The organism is Candidatus Paracaedibacteraceae bacterium, from assembly GCA_019636055.1.
Lineage (GTDB): Bacteria > Pseudomonadota > Alphaproteobacteria > Paracaedibacterales > Paracaedibacteraceae > Paracaedibacter.
Map to the genome: position 1 here is coordinate 363,776 of JAHBYH010000002.1, position 12,067 is coordinate 375,842.

13 protein-coding genes are annotated in these 12,067 nt (G+C 38.8%); 7 read left to right on the forward strand and 6 right to left on the reverse strand.

Annotation, left to right across the window (positions count from 1 at the left end):
- The first annotated feature begins 13 nt into the window (after positions 1-13).
- Genes KF820_05210 through KF820_05220 form a run of 3 tightly spaced genes read left to right on the forward strand, consistent with a single transcriptional unit; the run spans position 14 to position 2,114 of the window.
- Complete coding sequence (locus tag KF820_05210) at positions 14-184, forward strand: hypothetical protein (GenBank protein MBX3457741.1); 171 nt, start codon at positions 14-16, stop codon at positions 182-184.
- An 8-nt stretch (positions 185-192) separates the two neighbouring features.
- Positions 193-1,554 (forward strand): phosphoglucosamine mutase, encoded by a 1,362-nt coding sequence (locus KF820_05215; protein MBX3457742.1) that lies wholly within the window; start codon positions 193-195, stop codon positions 1,552-1,554.
- Positions 1,551-2,114 (forward strand): sugar transferase, encoded by a 564-nt coding sequence (locus KF820_05220; protein ID MBX3457743.1) that lies wholly within the window; start codon positions 1,551-1,553, stop codon positions 2,112-2,114. The genes KF820_05215 and KF820_05220 overlap by 4 nt, the downstream gene beginning before the upstream one ends.
- A 45-nt stretch (positions 2,115-2,159) precedes the next feature.
- On the opposite strand, the gene KF820_05225 is transcribed toward KF820_05220, so the two are convergent.
- Positions 2,160-2,390, reverse strand: coding sequence for a hypothetical protein (locus tag KF820_05225; GenBank protein ID MBX3457744.1), 231 nt, complete (start codon positions 2,388-2,390; stop codon positions 2,160-2,162).
- A 152-nt stretch (positions 2,391-2,542) separates the two neighbouring features.
- On the opposite strand from KF820_05225, the gene KF820_05230 reads away from it, so the two are divergent.
- Positions 2,543-3,403, forward strand: a complete 861-nt coding sequence (locus KF820_05230; protein MBX3457745.1) for a polyprenyl synthetase family protein — start codon at positions 2,543-2,545, stop codon at positions 3,401-3,403.
- A gap of 332 nt (positions 3,404-3,735) precedes the next feature.
- On the forward strand, positions 3,736-4,356 hold the full coding sequence (locus KF820_05235; GenBank protein MBX3457746.1) for a porin family protein: 621 nt from the start codon (positions 3,736-3,738) through the stop codon (positions 4,354-4,356).
- Positions 4,357-4,408: 52 nt separating this feature from the next.
- Here KF820_05235 and grxC read toward each other — a convergent pair whose 3' ends face one another.
- From grxC to KF820_05255, 4 genes are all read right to left on the reverse strand, one after another.
- Positions 4,409-4,663, reverse strand: a complete 255-nt coding sequence (grxC, locus tag KF820_05240) for a glutaredoxin 3 (protein ID MBX3457747.1) — start codon at positions 4,661-4,663, stop codon at positions 4,409-4,411.
- A gap of 44 nt (positions 4,664-4,707) precedes the next feature.
- Positions 4,708-6,138 carry an apolipoprotein N-acyltransferase gene (gene lnt / locus KF820_05245; GenBank protein ID MBX3457748.1) on the reverse strand — a complete coding sequence of 477 codons (1,431 nt, stop codon included), beginning with the start codon at positions 6,136-6,138 and terminating at the stop codon, positions 4,708-4,710.
- A gap of 105 nt (positions 6,139-6,243) precedes the next feature.
- The gene (locus KF820_05250; GenBank protein ID MBX3457749.1) at positions 6,244-8,247 is read right to left on the reverse strand and encodes an F-box protein; all 2,004 of its coding nucleotides are present in this window, start codon (positions 8,245-8,247) and stop codon (positions 6,244-6,246) included.
- Between the two features lie 342 nt (positions 8,248-8,589).
- The gene (locus KF820_05255; GenBank protein ID MBX3457750.1) at positions 8,590-9,522 is read right to left on the reverse strand and encodes a leucine-rich repeat domain-containing protein; all 933 of its coding nucleotides are present in this window, start codon (positions 9,520-9,522) and stop codon (positions 8,590-8,592) included.
- A 134-nt stretch (positions 9,523-9,656) separates the two neighbouring features.
- On the opposite strand from KF820_05255, the gene KF820_05260 reads away from it, so the two are divergent.
- The gene (locus tag KF820_05260; GenBank protein ID MBX3457751.1) at positions 9,657-11,342 is read left to right on the forward strand and encodes a hypothetical protein; all 1,686 of its coding nucleotides are present in this window, start codon (positions 9,657-9,659) and stop codon (positions 11,340-11,342) included.
- 10 nt (positions 11,343-11,352) lie between these two features.
- Complete coding sequence (locus KF820_05265) at positions 11,353-11,823, forward strand: hypothetical protein (GenBank protein ID MBX3457752.1); 471 nt, start codon at positions 11,353-11,355, stop codon at positions 11,821-11,823.
- A gap of 7 nt (positions 11,824-11,830) precedes the next feature.
- On the opposite strand, the gene KF820_05270 is transcribed toward KF820_05265, so the two are convergent.
- A complete protein-coding gene (locus tag KF820_05270; GenBank protein ID MBX3457753.1) occupies positions 11,831-12,064 on the reverse strand; it encodes a DUF1653 domain-containing protein in 234 nt (77 codons plus the stop codon).
- Between the last annotated feature and the right edge of the window lie 3 nt (positions 12,065-12,067).

Sequence of the window (12,067 nt, forward strand, 5' to 3'; positions counted from 1 at the left end):
ATGGAAATTAAAAATGTTAATGGATATCATCATCTTAGCAAATGATTTGCAACAAACTGTATCAACGTACTGGGATAAACACCCTATTTTTACAGGGATCCTTGGCGTTTTTATTGCTTGGCGTGTGTTAATCGCCTTGATGAAAGCTGTCAAACAAATTTACAGCGTTCTCACCAATAATTAAGGCTTGCTATGCCCCATACACCTAAAAAAGTTTTATTTGGTACCGATGGTATTCGTGGTAAGGCAAATCAATACCCGATTACACCGGACATGATGATGAAAACAGCGATGGCTGCTGCGCAAATTTTTACGCGGGGAGACCACAGACATACGGTTGTGATTGGTAAAGATACGCGACAATCAGGATATATGATTGAAACGGCATTGACATCTGGTTTTGCTGCCATGGGGGTGGATGTTGCTTTGTTAGGACCACTTCCAACACCCGCTGTAGCGAATTTAACGCGTGCTATGCGGGCAGATTTAGGTGTTATGATTTCCGCCTCCCATAACCCGTACCATGATAATGGCATCAAGTTTTTTAATCCCGATGGCCAGAAACTTACTGATGATGAGGAACTTTCTCTCGAAAAGCTTATTTTAAAAGCTGAATTTAATTTAGCTGATCCCTATCATGTTGGAAAAGTCAGACGGATTGATGATGCTATGGGACGTTATGTTGAATATGCCAAAGCGACCCTTCCCCGATCCTTGCGCCTTGATGGACTAAGAATTGTCATTGATTGTGCGAATGGTGCAGCTTATAAAGTTGCTCCTCAGGTTTTGTGGGAATTAGGGGCTGATGTTATCAGCATTGGTGTTACCCCGGATGGTATGAATATTAATGATCAATGTGGGGCAACCTCACCTCAATCGTTAAAGGATGCCGTGCTGACGCATAAGGCACATCTTGGCATAGCCTTGGATGGTGATGCGGATCGTTTAATTATGGTCGATGAAGCAGGTTCTGTTCTGAATGGTGATGCTCTCATGGCACTGATTGCGACATCATGGCAACAGCAAGGCCTGTTAAAAGGAAATGCTATTGTTGCCACCCAAATGTCCAATCTGGGGTTAGAACGCTATCTTAAGGCTCAACATATCGATTTGATTAGAACAGCTGTTGGTGACCGGTATGTGATTGAAGGTATGCAGAGTCATGGGTGTAATGTGGGTGGTGAACAATCAGGTCATATGATTTTATCTGATTATTGTACGACGGGTGATGGGTTGATTGCTGCTTTGCAAATTCTGCATGTTATCATTGATCGACAAGAGAAATTATCTGTTCTTGGGCAACCATTTAAGCCTGTGCCTCAGTACATGCGTAATGTTCGTGTCGCTAATAAAAGCGTTTTGTTAGATTCAACAATTCAAGAATCTCTTAATGTTGCTGAACAAAAATTGCGTGATCTTGGTGGCCGCTTGCTTGTACGTCCTTCAGGGACAGAACCCCTTGTTCGTGTTATGGCTGAGGCTGATGATGCTCATAAAATTCAAGAAATTGTCCATGCTGTTGAGGCCACAATTTTGCGAGTTAATTCCCAATGATCAAACGGTTAGTTGATGTTATTGGCGCTCTTATTGCATTCGTTATTTTCGCCATTCCATTACTGGGGGTTGCCTTAGCAATCAAATGGTCATCTCCTGGCCCTGTTTTGTATTGGTCCCAACGAATTGGACGTTATGGCATCCCTTTTTGGATGCCTAAATTCAGATCCATGCGTGTTGACACACCTCAAGTGGCAACGCATTTATTAAAGAACCCCCATCACTTTTTAACACCTATTGGTAGTTTTATCCGTAAAACGAGCCTTGATGAGTTGCCGCAAATATGGTCGATTCTCAAAGGAGATTTAAGTATTGTGGGGCCTAGACCAGCTCTATATAATGAGTATGATTGGCTGGAACTGCGGCAAATGATTGGTATTGACCAAATGCGCCCGGGGTTAACGGGGTGGGCTCAGATTAATGGCCGTGATGCCTTGACAGTCAAAGAGAAGGTTAAGTTTGAGGAAGAATATCTGCACAACCAGTCTTTGCGTTTTGATTTATATATTATTTGGAGAACAATCATTCTTGTTCTTAAAAGAGAAGGGATCAGCCATTAAGGCCTGACCCCTTTAATAACAAAACCAGATTAAATCTGGTTCATGTTATTTCTCCTCTTTGTGATCTTTGCTATGGTGCTCTTTTTTACCATGATGGTCTTTTTTCTCATCATGTTTTTTCTCTTCATGCTTTTTATGATCTGGTTTACCATGGTGGCCTTTGTCTTTATGATCCATTTTTCCGTGGTGGTCTTTATTATGATGTTCTTTGCCTTCGTGATTGGCGGAAGCTAAAGATACACCTGCTAGTAATGCTAAAATTGTTTTAACGTTCATCGACTATCTCCTTGATTTATTACCACTTAAAGGTACGACTAATTTAGTTAAGGAATTATTAATTAAAATCACTTTTCTGAAAAAGATACTTGTAAAACGAGAAATACTTTATCAATCTAAAGCAAGGTTATCTTCTCAATATAATGCCCAAAATGTCTTTACCTTCCTTTTCTCAAATTCTTGTTGAAACTAAGAAGTTTGTTGAGCCTCGACTGCATGCGTTTGTGCGGCAAGCAACAACTCATGGCCGTTTATCGGATGCTTTGCTTCATTCAACGCGGGGATCGGGTAAATATATTCGTCCTCATCTGACCTTAACCTTTGCTCAATCAACAAGTCAGACAGCGATTGATCTTGGATGTGCCATTGAACTTGTACATTGTTATTCCTTGATTCATGATGATTTGCCTTGTATGGATAATGCTGATCTTCGGCGCGGGTTACCCAGTGTCTGGAAGGCTTTTGATGAGGCAACAGCGGTGCTTGCCGGTGATGCTTTAATTCCATTAGCTTATGATATTCTGGCGAAATTAACCTTACCTGCGGACACAAAAATTGAGTTAATTGCTGAGTTTTCACAAGCAATCGGCGGTAATGGTTTAGTTGGTGGGCAAATGATGGATCTTTTCCCCAGTAAAAATCTAAACGATATTGAGCAAATGCAACTGTTGAAAACAGGAGCCTTGCTGAGTTTTAGTTGCCTTGCTGGTGCGATCTTGGCTCATGGGGTAAAATCCCCCCAAGTTAGAATTGCTCAAGATTTTGGTGCAAAACTTGGCTTAATTTATCAAATTACGGATGACTTATTAAGTGTTCGGGGGACATCTGAACAAACCGGTAAACCTGTTCAGAATGATGATGACAAAATTACCTTTGTATCAGTTTTTGGGGTTGAGGGTGCGCAACAGCTCCTATTGGATCTCTCGGCAGATCTGGCTGTTCTATCGCAACAGACTCAGGTTGACCATCAGTTACAACCGATTTTGGATTTTGTATTGCATAGATCGTATTAGCATGAGGGTTATCCGGGCGCATAGTCCCAAAACGACGCCTTGTTTCCGGTGTTAAACATACGGAATTATCCTGTATATCTATTTCGCCAGCATAAGCACTTATAAGACAGAGCATGTAAAGCATATTGCACCTTGTTATATAGTCTAGTTTCTTGAGTATAATCGATTAGCTGATGTTACTCAAATTTTACTAAAATCCGTGTGCTTTATTTTACACATGCTTGTTTTTTAAGTAGTTTTTTGCTGCATATTTCTTTCCTGAAGGAGGTGCTTCTATGATATAAATTGCGGTGTGAATAAAAAATCACTATAAAATTTTTAAGGATTAAATTATGAAAAAGATTATTGCTTCTGCAGTTATCGCAGCTGCTACATTATCTGCTTCACAAGCAGCAGTATTCAACGGCGCATCAGCCGGTTTGACAATGGGTACATTGACATCAAAGTTTGACAACAAAGTTAATGGAACAAAATTTAACGCAAGTAAAACATTTGGATCATATGGTATCCACTTTGATTATGACCGCTCTTCAAGCAATTCTTTCTACTGGGGTCTAGGTCTTGATTTTGCTATGTATTCAGGTAAAATGCAAAAGACATCTGCTCTCTTAAACAGAAAATTAAAAGCAACATACTCTTGGTCTTCTGAATTTGATGTTCGTCTCGGTTACAATTTCTGTAATCATGTAGCTGTGTATGGTTTGGCTGGTCTACGCTTATACGACAAAACAATTAAAATGTTTAATGCAACAACAAATGTTCAAGTCGTAAAAGAAAGCAAAACGCGCCTTGCTCCAACACTAGGTTTGGGTGCAAAGGTTAAAGTTTCTGACGCAGTTTCCTTTGGTGCAGAATACCGCTACGCTTTTGAACGCAAAGAAACATTGGGAACAATAGCAAAATCAAAGCAATCTTCTCATGCTGCTTTGGTAAAGGTTTCTTACCACTTCTAGTCCGTTTACGGATCAGAATTAAAAAGCTCCCAATTGGGAGCTTTTTTAATACCTAAACCAAAAGCTTATCTAATTCACCTGAGGCCTCGAGGGTATACAAATCATCACACCCACCGATGGGCTTGTCGTCAATAAAGATTTGTGGCACTGTGCGGCGTCCTTCGGCTTTGACGAGCAGTACTTCACGAGCATTTGGATCGTCACTGACATCAATTTCAGTAAAAATAACGCCCTTTTTGATTAATAAGTTTTTTGCCTTCACACAGTAAGGGCAAACTTTTGTTGTATAAATTTCTACTTTATTCATAATTTATTCCTTTTTTATCCATACTAAGTTTTTAGTTGTGGTAATTAATTTATCTTATGATGAAGCCATCTAGAATAAGGTGTTCGATTCGCGAGTGGGGCCGGTAAATCGAAATCGATAAAGCCAACATCATCTAGATCTAACTGCTCACGAATGCGGCCCAGTGGGTCAATCACGGCAGATATCCCGTTGTTAGCAGATCGAACAAGGGGGATACCTTGTTCAATGGCACGAACACGAACGATCTGTAAATGTTGATAAGGGGCACTCGAGTGTCCATACCAAGCATCATTGGTTTGATTGAGCATCCATGTTGGGTTTTGAGAATCAACCACATGGCCAGGGAAAATTGCTTCATAGCAAACTAGGGGGGAAAACTTACCTAGTCCGGATAGATCGATGGTTCGGATCCCAGATCCGGCAGAATAATCCTGAGCTCCGGGTGTTAATTTACTAACAAAGGGAAGCCATCGACGTAAGGGGAAATACTCACCAAACGGGACAAGATGACTTTTATCATAAGAGGCAACAAGATTCCCTTTGTCATTAATGACAAGGGTGCTGGTGAATATCTCGCCTTGATTGCCATGGCGTGGCCCGCCGACGATGATATAGCCGTCTTTAGGCGCAACGGCAGCCAGTGTTTCCATTAGAATAGGGTAATCTGTTGCAAATGTTGGAATGCTTGCCTCTGCCCAAATAACAGCCTTTAGAGGGCGTTCCGCTTCGATGGCACTCAGGCCGATATGTTTGTCAAAATTCTCACGGAAATGATCAGCTAACCATTTTGTGGATTGAGGGATTGATGCTTGGACTAAACGCATATTGATGCCCGTCAAGTGCGTTGGGGTATCAGCCAACCGATGGTGCCCCCATCCATATAATCCAATAAATACGGCAACCCAAGTGAGCATATACACTCTAGACTGGCTCGCAAAGCTGGTTAAAAATAGGATCGTTAGTAAACTTAGCCCATAAATACCAATGATGGAGCAAATCTGTAAAACTGGCAGAGGCCACATATACCCAGCCAAATTCCAAGGCAGTCCTGTTAGGATATTGCCTCGTAACCATTCAGCAATAAACCAGAAAACTGAGAATTTTATAGCGATTACCAAAGGGGATTTTATTATTCCTTTGAGGGATAACCACGTTGCTGTTGCAGGAAAAAGCGCTAAAAAGGCCGGTAAGCCAAACCACCCGAGCGGCATGAGATACCATAACCCCACAGTTTGGATCGCATTCCCTAACCAATAAAGACCGACCACAAAATGCCCGAAACCAAACCACCAACCAAACTTAAAGGGAGTAGAGGCATAAGAATCTTTTGTGATCAAATATAGGAATACAGAGAATCCAAGGCCTGCTAAGGGAATTAAATAGACCGGGGCAAAGGCTAAAGATGTTAACCCTCCTAAAATAAAACACGATAATTTGGGGTAGTTATTAAAAAGCGAATTAATTTTGTCTATCATGAACGACTAATTTTTGAGTCAATATTGAATCATCATACCAAAAAATAGCTTTCGATCCTAGAGTGTATAGCCGATTGATAGCAATCGGCTATAGCTGTATAAAACTTAATTTCCAGTTTTAGTGTTTGATAGGCCTAGCGCACTGTCAGTAGGGATTAATCCAAGATTTTTGGCGATACGTTCATATTTTTGGATTTTTATGATAAGTGGCTCTGTTGATCGGCAGAATTTTCCAATTTCTTTTGCAATTTCTTGTTGCAGATGAGCATCACGACCTCTTAAACTTTCTACAATAGCTCCCCAAAAACAATAAACTGTAATTGAAAGTTCGTTTGTTAATGACTGCTCTAGATCGGGGGACAGTTGTGGTCCATGCTTAAGAACTAAGGCGTCCCATATTGTTGTAGCAATACGTAACATTAATTTTGCATCTTTATGATAAAAATGGGGCTGATCATTATCTTTCTTATCGGAATCGTACAATTTCTTTAGGAAAACATAAGGCATGGCTAAATATGCTAATGCTACGGTACCTTTATTCCTAGTTGTATTGATAAAAATAATATCCATAGGAATAGACAGGCGTAAGATAGGCTTGTTAGATTCATCACTAGAAAAAAAACTACTATCATATAAGAAAGATTTAAAGCGAGCAGCAGCCTTTTTACGGTCGCCTTCTATTGCGTTAGTCCAAGCAAGAATTGCTTGTTGCCAATACACTTGGGTTTCTCGCAAAATGTTTTTTTTATCCTGATCCGTAGGGCTTGTTGTATTGCTAAGCTCAATCAGACGCCATAATCCTAATTCAGTAAGGGCTTGACCTTTTAAATCATCTGGCAACATATTGGCTATGTCTATGGCTGTTTTAAAATATTTATCAGATTCGCCCTTATCCGGTGCAATAACTTCTACATATTTCTTATAAATTTTTAATGATAAACCTTCTGCGTATATCTTATAAAGGATAATGTTGGCGCCTATCGAGTGGGCCATAAAAGTTTGAAATATCTTGACAATACTGAGCGTTTTTCTTTTTTGTGAGGCGTTTGTAAATTCACTCTGCAGGTAATTTAAAATTACAGTATCTAATAGGAAATTCCTGTTCGTGCCTAGCTTTCTATAAGTTTGTCTAATTATGTTTAAAATCCTTTTGTCGTGGATCCCTTGTGATGAGATAAATAAGCGATTATGAAAGACAAAAGCAACAGCCTGTGGATTAAATGCGGTAAACCCATCGTCCAAGAAACTATTCCGTTTGTTTTTTTGGGAGGCTCTACAATAAGAAAATACTGGACGATTAAAATTCAAGGTAAGATGCCGATATTTATTTTGTATATCATAAAACTGTTTTTCATCTTGATCTTGTTCACGTAAAAGAGCAGCGATACCTACGGCAGCATAAGCACGTGGGCTACCACTGAGAAAATCGCCTTTAAATTCATTAACATTTTGATAGTGTCCATAGATAGAGGTACTTTGAAAATATTTTTGGAAAACAGGTAACCCATACACCGCATGTCTTGCTGCATGAGACACCTGCACCAGATTTTTTAAATCCTGAACTGGGAAATAAGAAAGGATGTGCTGGATGACTTCTGGTGACAAATCTTTTGTTGGGTCGAAATCCTCAGCATAAGCTCGTCCGAAGAAGTCACGGGTATATCTTTCCAACAATTGACTGTATGTTGTTTCCATGTCTTGTAATTTATTTTCTGCATGGTCCCCGAGGAGCAATATCCTAATTTGTGGTTCTAGACCTTTTAATGATTCTATGCTTTGTCGAATTTGGTCGATTTGCTGATATTTTCTAGTTGTTCTATAGACAACCTGATTTTGTTGGCCTGGTACTGTTTGATCAAGCACGTCACTGATTTTTTGACCGTTGTTTTTTTGATCAGATTCAATCGTGCTCCTATCTTCTGACTTAAGCGATTCTTGCTCTTCAGTTTTTTTTCTCTTGCTTGTGTTAGGTTCATTTTTTGCTTTTTCTGTGGTACTGATTATGCTATGTGGTCTTTTTTGACCAGCCATATTATCTGTGTCCATTGCTAATAGTATGAATGGCGCAACAGAAAGGAATAGGGGTAAGATTTTTGTTAATATTGTCATGTTAAAATTCCTTAAATTTTGCCTTAGATTTCTTTTTGTACAAGGAAAACTAGCGTTTCTAGTACTCCTCAGTAATGTTTCCTTATATTCTGACTTGGTTTGAAAGTTCAGGCCACGTCAAAATCGGCCCTGCCTTTTCATATTCATCACAGCTGGCAAGAGTTAAAGCTATTGTTTTCGATTAATACATAAGAAAAATACTTACTTTTTTAGAAGTGGGTGGTGAAATAAATATTTCAATAGATATTTATGGGCAGAATAAATATTTCGGCTGTCTGAAAATAAGTTCCGACCAATGGAAGATATATATTCTTGACTAGGAAAGGGGTATTTTAACTTATTTTAGATGATCAGTTTTTTTCCAAAAACTTGCTTTAAATTTGCTATAGTTTTTTCTGGTAATTTGGGACAATTCTTAAGGTTTAGTTCTTGAATTGTGGTGAGTTTTTCGAGTGAAACGGGGATTGTTTGGAGCTCTGGGGATTTTTCAAAAGAAATAGACTGGAGTTTTGATAACTCAGACAAAGTTTCAGGAATTTCTGTAAACTCATTTTCACCAGCATTTAGCGTATCCAGGCGTGACAAAGATAGAATAATGGTTGGGAATTCTGTGAATTTATTTTTGCGGATATTTAAAATTTCAAGCTGACTTAATTCATCTAACCAATCAGGTAAAATTTCAAATTCATTATCGGCAATTGCCAGATTTTCCAGTTGCCCTAACTCTTTGACGGACTCTGGCAGCGCAGTTAGAGAATTTGATGCAATGTTTAATGTTTTGAGCGTGACAAGCCCCTCTATTTTGTTGGGTAGCTCTGTTAGTTTGTTTTTAGAAGCATCAAGACTATCAAGATTGATCAACGAATTAATAGTATCCGGTAAAGCCGTCAGTTGATTCTGTTGGACGTCAAGTTCTTGGAGTTGTGTCATATCCCCTAACCGATCCGGTAGTGATGTTAGACTATTTTGTGAGACGTCAAGGACGGTGAGTTCAGTCAAATCCCCAAAAGAATCCGGAATATTCTCAATGTTATTATCTGCAATAAATAATCGTGTCAGCCATGTCATTTGTGCGATAATCGCCAGAGCTTCTGCTTGTTTGTTTTTTTTGATTTGTGCTGTTAATGTTAAATCCCCATCATCGGCGAGTTTTTTGGTGTCTAAACGTGTTTTTACAAGCGGTTGAAGTTGATGAATCAAAAAAACACGATCTGTGGATTCCCCCGTGCTCATCAAAACAACCATAAATACTAAGGTACCTAGGATTTTTTTCATGGATTTATTCCTTTGTTGCCAATAAAGGTAGCGCGTTTTAGACCTAAGTAAATATATTCCTCTAATAAATTAACTTTTCTTTAGATAGTTCTCTATATCTTGTAAAGTGAATTATTATCGTCGGTGGTATTACTATGATAAAACACTTTATTTTTTTTATGGCACTTGTTTTGACAAGCTATGCTTCGCAAGACCTTGTAAAACGGGAACTGCGAAATGAAACTCAAACTGTTATTTCTATGCCTTTTCAAGTAGGCTTTGAATTTCAAGAACTATCAAGTTTATGTTTGTGGGCCCAGAATCAGAATAATTTGAAGAAAAAACCCATTTTCTCGGTTTTTATTAGTGGTCAAGAACGGCCCATTTTTCACGTTGAAATTGATGATACAGACGTTGAATTTGTCACCCGTCCTTTTAATCCCATGGAAAGAGATATCTTGGCAACAACGATAGCCCTCGTTGTTCAGAGTCTTGATCTTCTTCGGATAAGCTTAAATGAAAAGGGAGAAGTATCATTTGGGCAATGGGTTGATTTGTTGGATAATATGGCAAAATACCAAGACTTTCCAGTTAAAATTAAACCTAACATGGATTTTTCCCAACTTGGGCCACTTAGAATACCAGAGCGGTTTTTACCAGATAAGATTGATAATCCGTCAGAAGGAGCGTTAGTCATTTATAAAAATAGGGACTGGCAGCCTATTTTTGGGCCACAAGTAACGATTCAGCATCCTCTTGAAGAGACCATTCCGCTTTATTTTAGTTTATTTGGTTTTGATAATCCTCTGTTGATTGATTGTGTCTCAAGTATGCCTTTATTGGGGTTGTATAATACAGTTCTTAGTGAAAGCGATTCGAAAAGGCTAGAGGATATAACGACAATTTTGCGTAGTAAAGTCAGTGGACTTGTTTTCTTGCATGCTTTAACGATGCTGTCTCTTGTAACAGATAGGGGGAAACCGAAGGCGCAATTACATCCGGATCAACAAGCTATAGCAGAAACTAGAAAACTCTGGGAAAAGTATATGCAAGTAGACCCCAAAATAAAACTTTTATTGATGTCAAGACGTCCTTTTTCTGAAATGTTTAAAGATATTAATCAACAAGGATATCAGGTAATTTTTGAGCAAATGATGGGGAATAATTTTCGATTTACGATCCATGAAAATGTTCCCGGAAAATTCAAACATATAAATTATGGCATTAATCTTTTAACGACTGATGGTAGATACGATAGCTTGAATTTTGATTGGTTCAGGGGATACTTTAATCCCGGTTTTGTTGAACGCAATGAAGATAATTTGAACTATCTTTTTAGAGAGGGAATTATCTCGACAGCAATGATTCGTAATTTAAAAGATGAGATTAAAGCGGATATTTTTAGTAAGAAATACCCGCTTAATATGATGTTTGATCTTTATTACCAGCAGGCAATCGAGAGTGTTGAATTTCCTAAAAGTACCTATAGAATTGATCGAAATTTGGGGTTTAGTCTTGTTCCTAGTAAGTTCGATGTTTTGTCTCCTCCTTGGTTTTTGGATAATAAATATGCTATGGGGGCTATAAAAACTTTGCGAAACGATGATTTAGTTTACGGTGAGGCTGTTGTCGAAATTCGTTCTATCAGCCGAGTTAGCCCTAGATTCCTGCGTAAAATAAAACAACCAGATTCTCTGACGGGTGATTTCCTTAGAAAGCCAAATTCTGGTATGGTTAATCAAGCTCTGGGGTTATTTGACTATTTAAGTAACTTTAGATCGCCTGACAATATACATGATATAACGTATTTAGGATTGCCTTATGCTGTCTTAAAAAACTGAGAGGGTAGACATGAATTTAATAAAGATTCCCGTGCTGGTTTTATGTGTGATCGGTTGTTTGTCCGCCCATGAATGCACACCCTTGGCGGTACAGTCTAATGTGGATAGTTTGGTGACAAAACTCAACATGAAAGTTTCCGTGAGCCAAAATGATTTGACAGCTATGTTGCAGACCTGTGAAATCGCCCCTGAGCAGAAGACAACTACTTTAACGTATAAAGATGTTCTTGAGAATTTACAAACCCCAGCACCCTTAAGAGAATTTGCTTTGGTTTGCCAATCTATTAATCAAATTCCAGACTCAGCACGAACTACGTTATTATATTTGTTTAATCGAGTATACCAACAATTTCTTGAGGAAAATCAGTACTTAGATTCCATAAAAAAGGCAGAAGAAAAAGATATTAACTCCGGAGGTTTAGGAACGATTGATTATGCGTTGTCAAAGTTAAAGCAGATAACTCAGGAACGTAATCAGTAATTCTGGATCAGCGCAACTCAGCGGGTTCGGTAACGCCACCTGAAACATAGGTAAAGCGGGATTTGTGTGTGCCGTCTACCTTGATGATTTCTTTGAACATAGTCTTGGGGCGTACCCATAGGCCATAACTGCCGTACAAACATTGGTATACGACAAGTTCTTCTAGGGTTTCTGAGTGACGAGCGATACCAATCACTTGATAGAGTTTCCCTGAATAGTGTCGATAGATGCCAAGTTTCATGGT